14 protein-coding genes, 1 tRNA gene and 3 pseudogenes are annotated in these 17,795 nt (G+C 70.5%); 7 read left to right on the forward strand and 11 right to left on the reverse strand.

Annotated elements, in window-relative coordinates:
• Nucleotides 1-38: 38 nt before the first annotated feature.
• Nucleotides 39-112: transfer RNA gene (locus P3T39_RS14055), tRNA-Met, on the reverse strand.
• Nucleotides 113-229: 117 nt separating this feature from the next.
• Between P3T39_RS14055 and P3T39_RS14060 the strand changes: the two genes are divergently transcribed.
• The gene (locus P3T39_RS14060) at nucleotides 230-991 is read left to right on the forward strand and encodes a DUF2127 domain-containing protein (protein WP_280697869.1); all 762 of its coding nucleotides are present in this window, start codon (nucleotides 230-232) and stop codon (nucleotides 989-991) included.
• A 156-nt stretch (nucleotides 992-1,147) separates the two neighbouring features.
• On the forward strand, nucleotides 1,148-4,162 hold the full coding sequence (locus P3T39_RS14065; protein WP_280697870.1) for a BTAD domain-containing putative transcriptional regulator: 3,015 nt from the start codon (nucleotides 1,148-1,150) through the stop codon (nucleotides 4,160-4,162).
• Between the two features lie 15 nt (nucleotides 4,163-4,177).
• On the opposite strand, the gene P3T39_RS14070 is transcribed toward P3T39_RS14065, so the two are convergent.
• Entirely contained in the window at nucleotides 4,178-4,396 is a 219-nt protein-coding gene (locus P3T39_RS14070) for a hypothetical protein (protein ID WP_280697871.1), read from the reverse strand.
• A 368-nt stretch (nucleotides 4,397-4,764) separates the two neighbouring features.
• Here P3T39_RS14070 and P3T39_RS14075 point away from each other — a divergent pair.
• Nucleotides 4,765-5,157, forward strand: a pseudogene (locus tag P3T39_RS14075) (LLM class flavin-dependent oxidoreductase); the annotation flags it as partial.
• Nucleotides 5,158-5,243: 86 nt separating this feature from the next.
• Here the strand turns inward: P3T39_RS14075 and P3T39_RS14080 are convergent.
• The 7 genes from P3T39_RS14080 to P3T39_RS14105 form a co-directional block, all read right to left on the reverse strand.
• Entirely contained in the window at nucleotides 5,244-6,971 is a 1,728-nt protein-coding gene (locus tag P3T39_RS14080) for an ABC transporter ATP-binding protein (RefSeq protein ID WP_348534340.1), read from the reverse strand.
• A complete protein-coding gene (locus P3T39_RS14085; protein WP_280697872.1) occupies nucleotides 6,968-7,957 on the reverse strand; it encodes an ABC transporter permease in 990 nt (329 codons plus the stop codon). Before P3T39_RS14085 ends, P3T39_RS14080 begins: the two co-directional genes overlap by 4 nt.
• Nucleotides 7,954-8,985, reverse strand: a complete 1,032-nt coding sequence (locus P3T39_RS14090) for an ABC transporter permease (protein WP_280697873.1) — start codon at nucleotides 8,983-8,985, stop codon at nucleotides 7,954-7,956. The genes P3T39_RS14085 and P3T39_RS14090 overlap by 4 nt, the downstream gene beginning before the upstream one ends.
• Before the next feature lie 32 nt (nucleotides 8,986-9,017).
• On the reverse strand, nucleotides 9,018-10,727 hold the full coding sequence (locus P3T39_RS14095; protein ID WP_280697874.1) for an ABC transporter substrate-binding protein: 1,710 nt from the start codon (nucleotides 10,725-10,727) through the stop codon (nucleotides 9,018-9,020).
• 96 nt (nucleotides 10,728-10,823) lie between these two features.
• Entirely contained in the window at nucleotides 10,824-10,922 is a 99-nt protein-coding gene (locus tag P3T39_RS37555; RefSeq protein WP_348534341.1) for an Ms4533A family Cys-rich leader peptide, read from the reverse strand.
• A gap of 56 nt (nucleotides 10,923-10,978) precedes the next feature.
• Nucleotides 10,979-11,596 carry a hypothetical protein gene (locus P3T39_RS14100; protein ID WP_280697875.1) on the reverse strand — a complete coding sequence of 206 codons (618 nt, stop codon included), beginning with the start codon at nucleotides 11,594-11,596 and terminating at the stop codon, nucleotides 10,979-10,981.
• Between the two features lie 156 nt (nucleotides 11,597-11,752).
• On the reverse strand, nucleotides 11,753-11,974 hold the full coding sequence (locus P3T39_RS14105; RefSeq protein ID WP_280697876.1) for a hypothetical protein: 222 nt from the start codon (nucleotides 11,972-11,974) through the stop codon (nucleotides 11,753-11,755).
• 415 nt (nucleotides 11,975-12,389) lie between these two features.
• Between P3T39_RS14105 and P3T39_RS14110 the strand changes: the two genes are divergently transcribed.
• The 3 genes and pseudogenes from P3T39_RS14110 to P3T39_RS14120 all read left to right on the forward strand — a co-directional run.
• Nucleotides 12,390-12,593 carry a cold-shock protein gene (locus P3T39_RS14110; protein ID WP_280697877.1) on the forward strand — a complete coding sequence of 68 codons (204 nt, stop codon included), beginning with the start codon at nucleotides 12,390-12,392 and terminating at the stop codon, nucleotides 12,591-12,593.
• Between the two features lie 357 nt (nucleotides 12,594-12,950).
• Entirely contained in the window at nucleotides 12,951-14,471 is a 1,521-nt protein-coding gene (locus P3T39_RS14115; RefSeq protein ID WP_280697878.1) for a DEAD/DEAH box helicase, read from the forward strand.
• Nucleotides 14,472-14,881: 410 nt separating this feature from the next.
• A pseudogene (locus tag P3T39_RS14120) lies at nucleotides 14,882-15,064 on the forward strand (NAD(P)H-binding protein); the annotation flags it as partial.
• Between the two features lie 58 nt (nucleotides 15,065-15,122).
• Here P3T39_RS14120 and P3T39_RS14125 read toward each other — a convergent pair.
• Nucleotides 15,123-16,100, reverse strand: a complete 978-nt coding sequence (locus tag P3T39_RS14125; RefSeq protein WP_280697879.1) for a pirin family protein — start codon at nucleotides 16,098-16,100, stop codon at nucleotides 15,123-15,125.
• A gap of 364 nt (nucleotides 16,101-16,464) precedes the next feature.
• Between P3T39_RS14125 and P3T39_RS14130 the strand changes: the two genes are divergently transcribed.
• Nucleotides 16,465-17,013, forward strand: coding sequence for a DoxX family protein (locus P3T39_RS14130; protein WP_280697880.1), 549 nt, complete (start codon nucleotides 16,465-16,467; stop codon nucleotides 17,011-17,013).
• A 190-nt stretch (nucleotides 17,014-17,203) separates the two neighbouring features.
• Here the strand turns inward: P3T39_RS14130 and P3T39_RS14135 are convergent.
• Nucleotides 17,204-17,587 (reverse strand): annotated as a pseudogene (locus tag P3T39_RS14135) (ATP-binding cassette domain-containing protein); the annotation flags it as partial.
• Nucleotides 17,588-17,795: the final 208 nt, after the last annotated feature.

A 17,795-nucleotide genomic window follows, 5' to 3' on the forward strand; every position in this document is an offset into this window, starting at 1 on the left:
GGCCCGGTGCACTGGGTGCACCGGGCCCTGGCTTGCAGTAGCGGGGACAGGATTTGAACCTGCGACCTCTGGGTTATGAGCCCAGCGAGCTACCGAGCTGCTCCACCCCGCGTCGATGACCTTGACTCTACGGCACTGCGCGCCCAGCGTGAAATCCGCTGCCACGCCCCACTGCCGGCGCCGCCGAGCCCTCGGGGCCGGGGGCCGCGCTGTGCCTACACTGGCGACCGTGGACTGGAACATGGTGATCTGCTCTGTCAAGGGCCATGTCACCTATGCACCTGACGAGCGTCCGCTGCACGATCGGCTCCAAGCCGTCGCGCCGGGTGGACCGGCATGGCGGTGTCTGCGGTGCGCCGTGTTCGTCCCCGGTCCGCCTCGGGGGGCGGGGCCTGCGGACGAGGCGCCGCAGCTGCTTCGCGGTCCGGCGCTCCGGGACGCGCTCATCCTGCGCCTCCTCGCGGTCGAACGGCTGTTCAGGGGCCTGCTGTTCCTGGTTCTGGGCTACGCGGTCCTCCGGTTCGAACGCTCGGAAGCCTCGTTGCGGGAGCTGTTCGAACGGGCGCTGCCACAGGCCAGATCGCTGGCCCAGGTGTTCGCCGTCAATCTCGACACCAGTTCGACGGTGCAGCATCTGAGGCATGTGCTGGATGCCAAGCCGCACACGCTCACGCTCATCGCGGGTGGACTGTTCGCCTATGCGGCCGTCGAGATCGTCGAGGCCGTCGGCCTGTGGCGGCTGGCCCGCTGGGGCGAGTACTTCGCTCTCGTCGCCACGGCCGCGTTCCTGCCGCTGGAGATCTACGAACTCGTGGACCGGTTCACGGTCGTCAAGATCGTCATCTTCGCGCTCAACGTCTTCGCGGTGGTGTATCTGCTGGTCGCCAAGCGGCTGTTCGGGCTGCGCGGCGGCAAGGCCGCCTACGAGGCCGAGCGCCACTCGGAGTCCCTGCTGGAGATCGAGCGGGCCGCCGCCGAGCAGACCGGCTGAGGGCGGCCCTGGTCCGAAAGCGGGAGGCAGAGCGCCCGATGCGGCCGCCTTTGCCCGTTTTGCTCATCCTATTTTGTTCTATTAGTGAATGATTGCATATATAATCCGGGCGATTCCGGCACAGAATGCGAACCCATCGGCTCAGGAGATCTCAAAGTGGCGCATGACATCCGTTTCGCCGTGCTGGGGCGGATGACCGCACACCGAGAGACCGTCACCATCTCCACCGGCTCCCCGCAGCAGCAGGCCGTACTGGCCGTCCTGCTGCTGCGCGGCGGCCGGGCCGTGCCGGCCGAGGAGCTGATCTACGCGCTCTGGGGCGAGGAGGTGCCCGACAGTGCGGTGCGCGTCCTGCGGACCTACGCCTGGCGCTGGCGGCGGGCGTTGGAGCAGGCCGGGGCCGAAGGGCGGATGCTCCAGTCGGTCGGTGACGGGTACCAGCTCGACCTGCCGCCGGAGAACCTGGACGCCTGGCAGGCCGAGCGGCTGTCCGAGGCCGCCGCGCGGGCCCAGGAGGACGGGGACACGGCAGAGGCGGCGCGGCTGCTGGATGCGGCGATCGGCCTGTGGCGGGGCGAGCCCCTCGCGGGGATTCCCGGGCCGTACGCGCAGCGCCAGCGTGACCGGCTCGGTGAGCTCCGACTGGCCCTGAGGGAGCGGCAGTTCGACTGTGAACTACAGCTCGGGCGCTTCACGCTGATGGTCCCTGCGCTGGCCGAGTTCACCACCGAGCACCCGACGCGCGAGCGCCCGTACGCCATGCTGATGCGGGCCCTGTACGCGAGTGGTCGGCAGGCCGACGCGCTCACGGTCTTCGACGGCGTGCGGCGGCTGCTCGGTGAGGCGTTGGGAGTCGCTCCGGGACCGGAGCTTCAGGCCCTCCATCGGCAGGTGCTGGCGAACGACCCGGAGCTCGCGGTGGAGCCGGGGCCCGCGTCCACCGGCGCGTCCGTGACCGGCCCCGGTCCCGCACTCGACCGAAGCTCGGCTGACGCCCCGACGGCCGACGGCCCGGAACAGCCTGTCGCCGCGCTTCCCGTTCCGGCTCAACTTCCCTCCGACATAGCCGACTTCACCGGCCGTGAAAGGGTGCTCGCCCAGCTGTGCGAGGCTCTCGCCGGGCCCACCGCCGAGGGAGTGCGCACCGCTGTACTGATCGGCATGGGGGGAGTGGGCAAGACCACGGCGGCCCTGCGAGTCGCCCACCGGGTCCGTGGCAGCTTCCCCGACGGGCAGTTGCACGCCGATCTCGGCGGTGACGAGACCCGTGCGGCCGCGCCGGGCGAGGTGCTGGCGAGCTTTCTCGCCGCCCTGGGAGTCACCGGTCCCGCGCTGCCGAAGACGGTGGCGGACCGCGCCCGGCTCTATCGTTCCCTGCTCGACGGGCGGAGGGTCCTGGTGGTGCTCGACAACGCCCAGGACAGCGCCCAGGTCCGCCCGCTGCTGCCCGGCTCCGACAGCTGCGCCGTCATCCTGACCAGTCGTCGCCGGCTCTTCGGCCTGCCGGCCGAGACCCAGCTAGACCTGGAGGTCTTCGAGACCGAGGAGGCTCTGGCCCTGCTCGCCAAGGTGGCCGGCGCCCAGCGGGTGGCCGCCGACCCGCAGGCCGCACGGGAGTTGGTCGCGGCCTGCGGCCATCTGCCGCTCGCCGTCCGTATCGTGGCGGCCCGTCTGGCCTCGCGACCGGCCTGGACGGTGGCGCGGCTGGCCGGGAAGCTGGCCGACGAGCGCCGCCGGATGGCGGAGCTGGTGGTCGGTGACTTCGCCGTGGCCACCGCCTTCGAGTGGGGCTACCGGCACCTGACGGACGACCAGGCCAGGGCGTTCCGCCTGATCGCCGGCACCGCGCGGCCGGACATCGGCCTGCCGGCCGCGGCTGCGGTACTCGGCGTCTCGGAGGATTCCGCCGAGCAGTTGCTGGAGGGCCTGGTCGACGCCGGTATGCTGATCGCCCGCAGCGCCGACCGGTACGGCTGCCACGACCTGCTCCGGGCCTTCGCGCTGGAGCAGTCGGCTCGAAGGGAGCAGGGGGCCGAGCGGATCACCGCGATCGGCCGGCTGCTGGACTTCCTGCTGGCCACGGTCTCGTCGGCGTTCCAGGTCATGGTGCCGGGGGACCCGGTCGCCACCACGCTGTCCGTCTCGCCGGCCCGCGGTCTGTGGTTCACCGATGTCGGCGCCGCCCGTGCCTGGGTGTCGGCCGAGGCGGAAGGCGCGGTGGCCGCGGTGCTCGCGGCCACCGTGGAACTGCCCGCTGACGGCAGTGCGATGCTGCGGACCGCCGCCGACCTGCTGATCGCGCTGACTCCGTTCGGCCGGGACGTACAGTACGAGCAACTCGCCATCGCCGCCTCGGCGGTGGCCGAGGTGGCGGTGTTCACCGGAGACCGGTTGTCGGAGGGGCGGGCCCAGTTCATTCTCGGCAACGTCGCACTGCAGGCCACTCGGCTCTCCGAGGCCGAGCGCTACAGCCGGGGCGCCGCCCAGTCCTGCCGGGCGACTCGGGACACCGTGATCCTCCGTCAGGCGCTCAATGACCTGGGCATGATCGCCCAGTACCAGCACCGGTTCGTGGAGGCAGGCGACTACTACGACGAATCCGCCGCCCTGGCAAGGGACTTGGGCCACCGGTCGGGTGAGCTGACGACCGTCCTCAACGCCGCACTGGCCCGGGCCAGGAGCGGCCGGTCCGAGGAGGCGGCCCTGGCCTGCGAGGCCACCCTGTCGGTACTGCAAGCGGTCGGAGACCGCCACGGGGCCGCGTACGCGCTCTACGTACTCGGCCTCGCACAGCACGAGGCGGGCCGGTTCGAGTCGGCGGTGACGGCTTTCACCGAGTGCCTCGACCTCTGCGGAGAGGTGGACATCCCCGTCCGGGCCGCGCAGGCCCGCTACCGGCTGGCCGACTCGCTGCGCGCCCTCGGCCGGTCGACGGACGCAGTGCACCAGGCCGAGCGGGCCCTGGCGGACTGTGCGCGGATCGGTGCCGAACGCGACCGGGGCTACGCCCTGCGTGTACTGGCCCAGGCGCTGGCCGAGTCGGGCGACCGGGAGGCGGCCGGGCTGCGGCTGCACGAGGCCCATGCCGTCTTCACCCGGCTGGGGTTGCCGGACCGGGAGGAGACCGCACGACTTCTGGCAGCCGGTTGGCCCGCACCGCACACCGTGTGAGGTGTCGCCGGCGGGTCACGAGCCGGTGCTGTTCCACTCCTTGAGGCCGATGTCGCCGCCGTTGCTGTGCGGCGTCTGGCCGCCGACGGTGGTCACGACGGGGGCGGTCGCGCCGGTCGTCGTGCCGCTGTGAGCAGCCGTCACGGACGTGGGGAGCACTGCGGTCAGTGCACACGCCGAGACGGCGAAACCCAGGGCGGCGCGGGTGAGCAGGCGGGTTACAGCGTGGCTCATGTTCAACACCTCTGGTCGGGGTCGATCAGCTTCTGGCTGCTTCAGGTACATCATGATCGGCCTCGATCTACGAATGATCAACGGCCGTTGAAGATCTATATGACGAAGTGTCATCGGGGAGGTGGCCCTTCCGGGGTGCCGGTGTGGAAGATCGCGGCGTGTGGTGCCGCTGTCGGCGTCGGTGAGGAACCCCGACGCGGTTCGACTCCACCGCCGACGGCCGGGCGGGCGCGCGGTGCCGCGGCGCGAAGGATCTAGATCAACGCCGTTGCTGATCTCTGGTTGATCCTCTGTAGATCATGATTACCGACTCTGATCCCCGAAGCGACCAGATCAGTGACGGTCGGCTCACGGTGCACTTCATATCGGGCGGCATCGACAGCCGGCAGCACTGCGAGGGCGACATCCTGACGAAGGATCAGCGCTACGGCTCCCAGCGCTTGCTCGCCATCGCCGAGGCCGGTGAGCGCTACGACCGCGCGCTGTGGACCGCGACCGCCGCCGCCACCGGTGGGGCCGGCGACTCCAACGCCCTGGTCGGCACCCCGGAAACGGTCGCCCGGGCCCTGCTCGACTACTACGACCTCGGCGTCGACACCTTCTGCGCGCACGGTTACGCCCCGGTCGACGACGCGATCGACTTCGGCCGGTACGTCATCCCGATCGTCCGCCAGGAGGTCGCCAAGCGCGACGCCGAGAAGGCCGCCAAGGCAGCCCAGGCCGAGCACGGCCGCCGCCGGCTGATCGCGGCCCAGGTCTGACCCGCAGCTACCTCGTCCGGGGGAAGCCATGCACTGTTCGGAGCCCCGCGCCTCCAGACAGTGCATGGCTGACGTGGGACCTGGATCTACTGCATGTGTGGCCGTCGCCCTGCCGCCGCCAGGGCTCGCCGTGCGTCCCGCCGGGTGGCCGACTCCAGTGGGTCCAGCACCGGGACAGCAGCCAACAGGCCCTTGGTGTAGGGGTGCTGCGGGGAGTCGTACACCGCTTCCGTGCTGCCCTGCTCGACGATCCGTCCGGCGCGCATCACCGCGACCCGGTCGCTCACCTGCCGCACGACGGCCAGGTCGTGGGCGACGAAGACCAGGGAGAGACCGAGGTCGCGCTGCAACTCGGCCAGCAGGGCGACGACCTGGGCCTGGGTCGTCACATCCAGTGCGGAGACCGGCTCGTCGCAGACGACCAGTCTCGGCGCCGGCGCGAGCGCCCGTGCGATCCCGACCCGCTGTCGCTGGCCGCCGGAGAGCTCGTGCGGATAGCGGTGGTACCAGTCGGCGTCGATCCCGACCCGTTCCAGCAGCTCGCCGACGCGCGTCCGGATCCTTCGGTCGTCCCACCCGCCTGCGGCGCGCAGCGGATCGGCGATGGATTCGCCGACGGTGCGACGCGGGTTGAGTGAGGAGACCGGGTCCTGGAAGACCATCTGCAGCTCGCGGCGCAGCGGCCGCAGTGCTTTCTCCCCGAGGGCACCGATGTCCTGCCCCCGGTACCGGACTTGGCCGCCGCTCGGCTCCAACAGCCGTACCAGCATCCGGCCGAGTGTCGTCTTGCCGGACCCCGACTCGCCGACGATGCCCAGGGTCTCGCCCTCGCGTACGGCGAGCGAGACCCCGTCCACGGCGGTCACCGTGGCCGAGCGACTGCCGAACTCCCTGCGCAGGTCCACGGTTTCGAGCAGCACCTCACCGTCGCCCCGGTCATCGGAGGCGGAGGCGGAGGCGGAGGCGGACGCGGGCGCGTCCACTCTCGGCACAGCCGACAGCAGTGCGCGCGTGTAGGGCTCACGCGGCGCGCCCAGTACGCCGCTGACCGGTCCGCGCTCCACCGCCCGGCCGTCCTTCATCACCAGTACCTGGTCGACACTGCCCGCGACCACGCCCAGGTCGTGGGTGACGAGGATCAGTCCGGCACCGGTCTCGGCGCGCAGATCGTGCAGCAGGTCGAGGATCTGGGCCTGGACGGTCACGTCCAGCGCGGTCGTCGGCTCGTCGGCGATCAGCAGCCGCGGCTCGCAGGCCAGCGCCATCGCGATCAGCACCCGTTGCCGCATGCCGCCGCTGAACTCGTGCGGGCGCGACCGTGCGCGCCGTGCCGCGTCCGGGATGCCGACCCGGTCGAGTACCTCCACGGCGCGTGCGCGCGCGGCACGGCGGGAGACGTCGCGGTGCGCCCGGAACACCTCGGCGATCTGGCCGCCGACGGGGTAGTACGGGTCGAGCGCGGAGAGCGGGTCCTGGAACACGATCGCCGCCGACTCACCTCGCAGCCGCCGCAGTTCGGCGCCTTCGGCGGTCACCGCGTCCACGCCCGCCACCCGGATCGAGCCGGTCAGCCGCGCGCCGGTCCCCTGGTGCATGCCGAGCAGCGCGAGCGCGGCGGTGCTCTTGCCGGACCCCGACTCGCCGACGATGCCGAGCGCCTGCCCGGCCTCCAGGGTGAAGTCCAGCCCGTCGACGGCCCGGACGAACCCGCCGTCGGCCGGGAATTCGACGACCAGGTCCCGTACGTCCACGAGCGGTCCGTCCGAGCGCGATCCGTCCGAGCGCGATCCGTCCATGCGCGGTACGGACGTCATGACAGGACCACCCGTCGGTCGGCCACCGCATACAGCACGTCCGCGACGGCATTGGCCAGGACGACACAGAATCCGGTGACCATGACCAGGCCGACGACCACCGGAAGGTCGATGACGTTCACCGAGTACACCAGCAGCCTCCCCAGCCCCGGCAGCCCGAAGAGCGACTCGGTCAGCACCGCCGACCCGAACATCGTCCCGAGGTCCATGGCGCTGAGCGCGATCACCGGGGTGAGCGCGCCGCGCAGTGCGTGCCGGGTCACCAGCTGCCGCTCGCCCACGCCGTACGCCCTGAAGGTCCTGATGTGGTCCTCGGCGAGGGTCTCCAGCATCGACGAGCGGGTCAGCCGGGCGTACTTGGCGGACTCGACCAGCGCGAGTGAGACCCAGGGCAGCAACAGTCCCCAGAACCACTGCTGCGGGTCCTCACCGAGCCCCACGTAGCTCGGGAACGGCAGCCACTGCAGTTGCGCGCAGAAGAGCATGAGCAGCAGCAGGGCGATGACGAAGACCGGGACGGAGTTGCCGGCCAGCGTCAGTACGGTCAGCAGCCGCTCGCTCCAGCGGCCGCGGCGCAGCGCGGAGAGCACTCCGGTGCCGACTCCGAGCGTCAGCCACAGGGCCATCGCGCCGAGGGCGAGCGACGCGGTCACCGGAAGCCGGTCGACGATCATGCCGGTGACCTGTTCACCGGTCCGGTAGGAGACGCCCAGGCACGGCGCCGGGCAGTGCAGTACGCCGGTGCCGGTACTGAAGTCGCGCCCCGTCACGATCCCCTGGAGGAAGTGCGCGTACTGCAGGTGTACGGGGTCGTCGATCCCCAACTGCGCGCGCACCTGGTGGACTTGCGCGGGGCTGCACTTGAGCCCGCAGGCCAGCTGGGCCGGGTCGCCGGGAGCGAGGTAGAAGACCGCGTAGACGATCAGGGAGAGGGCGAGCAGAACGCCGCCCATGCCGAGGATTCGGCGGATCAGATATTCCCTCACGCCTCCTCCTTCGAGTTCGGTGTGCCGCTCCTCAGCGGCGGAGCGGAGCCCGGTCCTGTGCCGCTCCTGTGCACGCCGACCCGCAGCCGCGAGGCCGCGCGCGGGTCGAGCGCGATGCGCACCCTGTCCCCGAGCACGGTGAAGGCGAGCACGGTGGCGAACAGCAGCACCGCCGGCAACAGGATGTACGTCGGGTCGGCCCGGAACCAGGTGGTCGCGCTGGAGAGCATCTGCCCCCACGAGGAGGTCGGTGGTCTGACACCGACGCCGAGGAAGGACAGCCCCGCCTCGGCGACCACGTTCGACGGCAGCAGCAGCGCCGCGTAGGTGATGACCGGTGCCGCCAGCGAGGGCAGCAGCTCGCGCCGGGCGATCCGCCACGGGGAGGATCCGCCGAGCCGGGCGGCGGCCACGTAGTCGAGCTCCTTGAGGGTGAGCGTCTGCGCACGCACCACTCGTGCGGTGCCGCCCCACCCCAGCAGGCCGATGACCAGCGTCAGCAGAAGCGGGCGGGGGAAGCCGGACGGCACGACCGCCATCAGGGCGATGGAGAAGACGAGCGAGGGCAGCGCCAGCATCACGTCGGTGGTGCTGCTGATCAGCTGGTCGAGCAGGCGGTTGCCCAGACCGGCGGCCAGTCCGACGGTGACGCCGAGCAGCACCTGCACGACGGTCGATCCGACGGCGACCAGGATCGAGACCCGGGCACCGTGGACCAGCCGTGCGAACACATCGCGGCCGGTGCCCGGTTCGACGCCGAGCCAGTGCTCCGCGCCGACCCCGCCGAAGGGTCCGACGGGCACGCCACCGGAGGCCGAGTCGATGAGGTCGTTGTGGTAGGTGGTGGGATCCTGGCCCTCGATCGCGCTGAGCAGCGGCGCCGCTGCCGCGATCAGCAGCAGCAGGACGATGACGGTGCCGGCCGCGACGGCGGCGCGCTGGGTGCGCAGCCGCCGCCACACCTGTCGTGTCCCGGTGGCCGGGAAGGTCGTGACGGCCTCGGCGGCCAGGAGTTCTCGTGCAGCCATGGTTGTGTGACCGATCTGTCCGACCCGGTGCGCTACTTGACCGCGACCTGGGAGATGTCCAGGACACCGGTCCAGTCGCTGATGACGATGTTGCGGATGTCCTTGCCGTAGAGGCGCTTGTAGACGGGGTGGAACAGCGGGACGGTCAGCGCCTGCGCACCGATCTGCCGGTCCAGTGCGCCCCAGTGCCCGGCGGCGGTGTCATGGTCGGTGATCTTGTTGATCCGGTCGATCTCGCTGTTCACCGAGGGATCGTCGAGCTGTGCGGAGTTGAAGTTGTAGCCGTCGGTGACGATCTGGCGGCCGTCGAAGATCGGCGCGAGGAACGGGCCGCCGGACGGCCAGTCGGCACCCCAGCCGGAGAGGAAGAAGCCGGGCTCGGTGCTCACCGTGTGGATGGTCTGGGAGTACTTGTTCTCCTCCAGGCCGTCGAGCTTGACGGTGATCCCGGCCGCCTTCAGACCGTCCTGGACGGCGGTGGCCAGGTTCGGGCCGTAGCCGGTGCCCGCCGAGGTGGAGTGGGTCAGCGTGATGGTCAGCCCGTCCGGGTAGCCGGCCTCCTTCAGCAGTTCCTTCGCCTTGTCCGGATTGCCGGTGGCACCGGCGGGGAACGGGTCGTACGGCGTGTGGCCGAAGGCCGCCTGGTCCGGCAGGTAGGTGGTGGCGGCCTCGGCGAGCGAAGAGCCGCCCGCGGCGTTGACCACCGAGGTGCGGTTGACGGCGTAGGCGATCGCCTCCCGCACCTTGGGGTTGTCGAACGGCTTGCTCTTCGGGTTGAACGCCAGGTAGTTGACGTATCCGAAGTGGCCGGTACCGACCCGTGAGGCGAGTTGCCCGTCGCCGGCCAGCTGGGCGAGTTCGGACGGGCCGAGGTCGGTGTCGGTGGTGACGGCGGCTGCGTCGGCGCCGGAGCCGGTGGACAGCCGCTGGTTGATCACCGCCGGGTCGAGTCCGGCCTGCACGTCGATGGTGTCCGGATAGGCCCTGCGCTGGCTGTCGCTCTCCTGCGTCCAGTCGGGATTGCGCTGGAGTACGAGACGCATGCCGTCGTTCTCGTTCTTGACGACCTGGTAGGGGCCGGAGGAGACGGGGTGGTCCTGGTACTTCGTCCCGGTGTCCTTGGCCTGCGGCACCGGCGCGAACTGCGTCTGGGTGGCCAGGTAAGGGAAGTCGCCCTCGGGCTTGTCGAGATGGAAGACGATCGTCTTCGGATCCGGGGTCTCGATAGCGTCCAGGCCGTGCTTGTCCTGGTACGGCCCCTGGTAGTCGGCCGCGCCCGCCAGCCAGTCCCGCAAGTAGGGTGCGCCGCCGGAGAGTTCAGGGGCGAAGGACCGCTCGATGCCGTACTTGATGTCGGCGGTGGTGATCGGCGAGCCGTCCTCGAACTTCAGCCCGTCCCTGAGGTGGTACGTCCACACCGTCGCGTCCGCCGACGGTGTGCCGGTATCGGTGGCCAGATCCGGGACGACCTTGGTGCCGGCCGCGCCGTCGGCCCGGTTGCGGGTGGTGAGGGTGCGGAAGACCAGGGAAGGAACGTTTCCGCCGCCTGAGGTGTAGAGCCGCGCGGGGTCGAACCTGTTCTGCGGGTTCTGGTTGAGGACGGTCAGCGTGCCCCCGGGGTGCGGTTGGGCATCCGATCCCGCGCTCCCGCTCTTCGGCCCGCACGCTGCGGCCCCTGAGGCCAGGGCTAAGGTGACGGCGGCCGCGGCGAGGCGGCGGGGTACGAGAAGGACTCGGGACATCGGAACTGGCCTTTCGCTACCGACTGCATACGGAGGAAGGCGGGCGGCAGCGAGCCGAGGGGGAGAGGCACTGCGCCCGCAGGGGGACGGCGGGGCTCAGCGACAGTGGATGTCGGAGACGCAGTGCGCGGCCACGCCGATCAGCGCCAGCTCGATGGCGGCGCACTCGATCGTGTGACGGTCTGACATGCACATGCCGAGAAGATTGTATGAGTGCTCACGGAATGTCAATGTCGGCCTGACGGAGGTTGCTACCGGCCGGGTCGGGGGTCGGTGCGGCGCTGGTCGTTGCTGTGCCGTCGAAGCTCGGCGGTGTGGCGGGTGAGGGCGTCCACACGCGCGGCGAGGTCGGGGTGGCTGTCTTCGAGATGGGGACGTGTGTCCACGAGGGGGCCGATGAGCCGGGCGGCGTCGTTGTCGCCGAGGGCGCGCAGAAGACTGTCGATGTGTGGCCGGGCCCCGGTGGTGAGGTCGTCGAGTGCGCCGATCTGTCCAGCGAGGCGGCGCAGGTCGGCCGAGATGTGGCGGGCCCAGGCGGTGACGGCGCGTTCTGGGGCGCGGCGGTCGCGTTCGGCTTTCACTCGCTGGTCGCCGGTGCTGTCGGTGGCACTGTCGGTGGCTTCCGCGGGGCGCAGACACAGGTAGCGCCGTTCGGCCGCCTGGCGGCTGGTGACGCCGAGGGGGTGGGCGAGATCGGCCCGGCTCGCGCCAGCGTCGCGGGCCGCCTGGATGTCGACGCCGACGGAATCAAGTCCGACTACGACGCAGGTGCCCTCACACTGCGCATCCCGGTCGCCGAGCGCGCCAAGCCGCGCAAGACCGCCATCGCTCAGGGCCGGGCGGATCGTCAGCAGATCCAGGCCCGACACCGCACCCGGCGCTGCCCTGCTGCCGCCTGCTCCGGCGGCTCAGGGCAGCGCGCCGACGCAGACGCAGGCATGGCCATGGTCATCACCCATCGCGGCCGCACCGGTGGGTGTGGCCGGACACTCACGCCACGCAGTCGTCAACTGCGGTGCGGAGGCTCAGAGCTTGAACATTCGTGCGTACGGCTGCGCGATGCGCTCCTGTCGTGAACCGAAATCGACGAGCACCGTGCTGTCGCTCTCGATGGCGATGGCCCGGCCAAGACCGTACTGGTCGTGTGTCACCCGGTCCCCGACGGCAAATTCCTTGAGGACGGGCGGGGCAGGGGGCTTGAAGGGGCTTGTCGGTAGAGTGCGCCGGGCTGCGGCTGATTTCTTCATCACTAGCAGTATGCGCCCATGACGACGTTCGTGGGACATTTCGAGGCCTACGGACTGAACGAGGTCCCGTGCTGCGCCCTCGGTTTGATCGTCGGGCCGCACCCAGCCCTGGCCGGCAGGCCGTGCCAGCGGCTGGGTGAGCCCCGTGGCGGGATGCGACTCCCGGGGCTGTCGGCAGCGCGGGCACGGGCGCTGCAGCAAACCGGTCCGCGGTATTTCCCCCGCTGCGGCTGAAACCCTGCTACAGTCGAGTCAGTTGCAGTTGTGGTTCCCATGAACTTTGTGTGCGCCTGCTGGTTTTCGACCTTCAGGCGCATTTTTGTTTCCTCGGCTCTTCCCCGGGGCGGGTCATCATCACGGCGACGCGGAGTCCGCATGTCGCGGGTTTCGGACAGTCCCTTGAAGGAGATTTTTAATGGCTAATGGCACCGTGAAGTGGTTCAACTCGGAAAAGGGCTTCGGCTTCATCGAGCAGGACGGTGGCGGCGCTGACGTCTTCGCCCACTACTCGAACATCAACGCCAACGGCTTCCGTGAGCTGCTCGAGGGCCAGAAGGTCGAGTTCGACGTCACGCAGGGCCAGAAGGGCCCGCAGGCGGAGAACATTCGCCCGCTCTGATTTTTTCTGCTAAGGCACCCGCCAAGCAGCAGGGGCCCGCACCGCGTACATGCTCGGTGCGGGCCCCTCGGCAGTGCACCAGGAACAGTCCGGTCCGCTCAGGCCTCTGGCTCTGCCACCGGTGACCATCCCACGCGAGATGCTCCGCGCCGCGTCCGGATCGGCACCCTGCCGTGAGATGTCACGGTTCGAGGTTTCCGCCGCCGCTTCCGGCGAGCGCCGACCGTAGACGACCTGCCGTACGGTTCTGCCGTCCACGGCCCACTCTCCGTATTCCTGGCTCGTTCCTGCGGCCTCCGTGCGCTTCTGCGCCCCGGACTCCTCCTTGCGACGTGCCGTCCTGAGGAAGGTTTTCGCATGATTCGTTCCAGTCGTTCTTCGTACCAGAGTTCCGGTTCGCGCTCCGCTTCCGGTTCGCGTTCCTCGTCCGGCTCTCGCTCCGGCGGTGGCTCCGGCTACGGGTCCCGCTCCGGTGCACAGCGCTCATCCGGGCCGAGGGGACGTCAGATCCCTTCGGCACACGCCGAGTTCGCGCTTCCCGTCAGCACCACTCCGGCGCTGCCGGCCGTCGAGTCGTTCGGCGAGCTGGACATGCCGAACGCCCTGCTGGCGACCTTGACCCGACAGGGTGTCACCTCGCCGTTCCCGATCCAGGCCGCCACGCTGCCGAACTCGCTGGCCGGCCGCGACGTGCTGGGCCGGGGTCGCACGGGATCCGGCAAGACCATCGCCTTCGGCCTCGCCCTGCTGGCCCGCACCGCTGGCCGGCGCGCCGAACCCCGTCGGCCGCTGGCCCTGGTGCTGGTCCCCACCCGTGAGCTCGCCCAGCAGGTCACCACCGCCCTCACCCCCTACGCCCGCGCCGTCCAGCTCCGGATGGCGACGGTGGTGGGCGGTATGTCCATCGGCGGCCAGGCCAAGTCCCTGAACCGGGGAGCGGAGGTCGTCGTCGCCACCCCGGGCCGACTCAAAGACCTGATCCAGCGCGGTGACTGCCGGCTCGACGGCGTCCAGATCACGGTTCTCGACGAGGCTGACCAGATGGCCGACATGGGCTTCCTGCCCCAGGTCACCGAACTGCTCGAACAGGTCGCCGCCGACAACCAGACGATGCTCTTCTCCGCCACCCTCGACCGCAACGTCGACCGGCTGGTCCGCCGCTTCCTCAAGGACCCCGTGACCCACTCCGTGGACCCGTCCGCCGCCACGGTCAGCACCATGGAGCACCACCTGCTGCATGTGCAGCACTCCGACAAGAACGCGGCCATCGCCCACATCGCCTCCCGCGACGGCGGCGTGATCATGTTCACCGACACCAAGGACGGCGCCGACCGCCTGGTGGAGGACCTGCTGGCCAACGGGGTGAAGGCGGCCGCGCTGCACGGTGGCAAGTCCCAGCCCCAGCGCACCCGCACCCTGGAGCAGTTCCGCACCGGAGCGGTGACCGCGCTGATCGCCACCAACGTCGCCGCCCGCGGCATCCACATCGACGGTCTGGACCTGGTCGTCAACATCGACCCGCCCACCGACCACAAGGACTACCTGCACCGCGGCGGCCGCACCGCCCGCGCCGGCGAGTCCGGCACCGTCGTCACCCTGGTGCTGCCCAGCCAGCGCCGCCAGACGGCCCGCATGATGGCGACCGCCGGAATCACCCCCGGCTCCGCCCGGGTCCACTCCAGCGACGAGGAACTCGCCCGGATCACCGGCGCCCGCGTCCCCAGCGGTGTGCCCGTGGTGGTGGCCGACCCGGTCCGCGAACGCCCCCGCCGCAACGCCTCTTCCGGCCGCAGCCGCCGCAGCCGTCCCGCCCACGCGGGCCGCAACGGCCGGTCCGCCCGCACCGGTTCGCCCTCGCGTGTCGACACCGCCGGGTAGGTCGGCGGCCATCACCGGACGGACTGACCGTCGGCCCGGCGGAGTCGTACGTCAGCGGCGGGCGACCGATGACGACCCCTCGTCAGAGCCACGCGCCAGCGTGGCGCCCGCTGTCCGGCGCAGACCGTGTTTGAGCCGGTGACCTCGCCAACGGCACGTTCCTGCAAGTGATCTGACGCTTCGGGACAACAGGACCAACGGTGCCGGTCGGATCGAAGGGAATCGACATGCGGTATCAGGTCTTCGGAAACGGAACGGGGCTGCGGGTATCCGAGCCGACGCTCGGGACCGGCGGCTTCCGCAAGCCCGACGACCACGGAAGCGCCATCGCCGGCGGCGCCCCCGATCTCGTGCGGCCCAGCGGCCGCACCGTGACACCGTGCGGCAAGGGCTCGGACCGGGAGATGCCGATGCCGGATGAGAGACCGATCCTCGTGACCGGTGCCGCGGGGAGCGTCGGAGCCGTCGGCCGGGCTGTGGTCGAGTCGCTCCGGCGACGGGGTCTGTCCGTCCGGGCGCTCGTCCGCCGTGCGGACGACCGTGCCGAGGCGTTGCGCGCCACGGGCGCCGACGTGGTCGTCGGCGATCTGACGCGCGCTGCGGACCCGCCCGTGACTACGGCGACGCCGCCGGCGAGGTTCAGTTCCATCGTCAGACACCCCTTCCGTGCGGCAGATGCACGGCGGGGACGACGCCGAGCCGACCTGCCCGATAGTCCTCGACCGCCTGCCGCAGCTCGGCCTCGGTGTTCATCACGAACGGGCCGTAGTGCGCGACGGGTTCGCCGATCGGCCGGCCGCCGAGGATCAGCACCTCCAGTTCCGGCGTGCGGCTGTCCTGCTGCTGCGCGGCGTCGAGCGTCACGAGGTCGCCCGGACCGTAGACGGCCAGCTGCCCGGTGTGGACGGGATGCGCTTCGGCTCCCACCGTGCCCCGGCCGGCGAGCACGTAGACGAGCGCGTTGAAGTCGGGCCGCCACGGCAGGGTCAGTTCCGCTCCGGCGTTGACGGTGGCGTGGATCATGGTGATGGGCGTGAAGGTGGACCCGGGACCGGTGTGTCCGGAGACCTCCCCGGCAATGACGCGGACGAGTGCGCCGCCGTCCTCGGAGGCGAGCAGTAGCGCCTCGCGGCCCTGGATGCCCTGGTACCGAGGCGGGTTCCACTTGTTGGCGCGGGGCAGGTTCACCCACAGCTGGATGCCGTGGAACAGTCCTCCGGAGACCACGAGGTGCTCCGGGGGCGCTTCGATGTGCAGGATCCCGCTTCCGGCGGTCATCCACTGGGTGTCGCCGTTGGTGATGACACCGCCGCCGCCGTTGGAGTCGGCGTGCTCGAAGATGCCGTCGATCATGTAGGTGACGGTCTCGAAGCCGCGGTGGGGGTGCCACGGGGTGCCCTTGGCCTCACCCGGCGCGTAGTCGACCTCGCCCATCTGGTCCATGTGGATGAAGGGGTCGAGATCCCGGGTGCTCACGCCGGCGAAGGCGCGCCTGACGGGGAAGCCCTCTCCCTCGAAGCCGCTGGGCGCGGTGGTCACCGAGCTCACCGGCCGCTGGACGAGGACCGTGCGGTCGGGACGGGGGACACGGGGGAGGGTGAGGATGTTCTGAACGGTGATTGCGGGCATCGGACTCTCCTTCGGAAGCCGCTCCCGGAGCTGTTCTGGGTGCTGCAAGCCGTGCTGTTGCGACAACATGAGTTGAATGTTGAACATTCCCTCGCTGTCCGGGCTCTGCGCCTCGTAGCATCGCGTGACCGTACCGACGACTCGCCGACTTCTCACCGACCAATCATCGGCGGATCACCGCCGGTCCGCCGGGCATCGGGCAATCCCTCCCACGAGGTGGAACGTAGTAGATGCATGTGTTGGTCGTATGCATGTTCTGCGGCCGCCCAACTCGACAGTGCTCAACCCGATGGTGCATGCCGACGCCTCGGGCGGTCGACGACTGCTCCCCGGGAGTGGCGGCGCGAGGCAAAGGAGCTTCGCCATGAAACGGATTATCGAGCGGCTGCGGGCCTCTCCCCGACCCACCGCCACCATTTCTGTGCACCCGCCACCGGTGTCCGCTGCCGACGCTGGTCTGCTTCTGCTCCGGTCGATCGGTCTGCTGCTGGCCGGCCACGGCGCCCAGAAGCTCTTCGGCCTGTTCGGCGGGCACGGCCTGAGTGCCACCGGCAAGGGCTTCGAAGCCTTGGGCTACCACCCCGGGACTCTCTTCGCCGGCGTGGCCGGTGCCTCGGAGATGCTCGGCGGCCTGGGCCTGGCCGCCGGTCTGCTCACCCCGCTGGCGGCCGCCACCGTGATCGGGGTGATGATCAATGCGATGGTCGTCACCTCGGCCCGCGGGCTGTGGGAGACCGAGGGTGGAATGGAGTACCCCCTGTGCATCGCACTGGTCGCGCTCGCCCTCGCCGCCATCGGCCCCGGACGCTTTGCGCTGGACCGCCCGTTCCGCTGGGGCAGTGGCGGGTGGTACGAAGCAACCGTCGCCCTGGGCCTGGGCGGCATCGGCGCCGCCATCGTCCTGTCCCTGTGAAGGGACCTTGTTCCGGTAAAGCCGCGGCCGTCGGCGTCGTGTCGTCAGGGCCCAGCCTGAGGATGGAGTCGGCGGTGCGGGCGAAGGCCCGGTCGTGCGTGATCAGGACGGTGGTGCGTCCGGCCATGAGGTGCCGCAGCGGGGTGATCACGCGCTCTGCGGACCGGTCGTCCAAGCCCGCGGTGGGCTCGTCCGGGACCAGGACGGGAGTGCTGCGCAGAAAAGCACGGGCGATCGCGATCCGCTGGGGCTGTCCTCCGGAGAGCCGGAAGCCGTCGCTGCCGATCTCGCTCAGGTAGCCGTCCGGCAGCGCCGTGATGGAGCCGTGGGCGTCGGCTGCCATGGCGGCCCGTTCGATGTCGGCCCGTGAGGCGTCGGGCCTGCCGTAGGCGGTGTTCTCCCGGATCGTGGTGTGGAACAGTGACGACTGCTGGGGGAGGAGCGTCATGGCCGCGCGCAGCGAGCCGAGGGTCACGTCCCTGATGTCCTCGCCGTCGAGGCGCACGGTGCCGCTGTCGGGGTCGAGGAAGCGGACCAGCAGCTGCCACGCGGTGCGCCGGGGTCGGCGAGCCACCAGGCCCGGACCAGGCCGGCCATCTCGACGCGGTCAGCTCACCCGGAACGCTGGCAGCGGCCGATCTGGAGGCCGCACTGGACACCTATCTGGACCGGCTGCTGCCGGAGGTGGCATGACGAAGGGCCCGGTGCGTGTGCACCGGGCCCGTTCGTGTGGGTGTGTTTGTTGGGCATGGCTTAGTACCAGTGGTGGGCGGCCCAGAAGG

The sequence above is a fragment of the Kitasatospora sp. GP82 genome, assembly GCF_029892105.1.
Lineage (GTDB): Bacteria > Actinomycetota > Actinomycetes > Streptomycetales > Streptomycetaceae > Kitasatospora.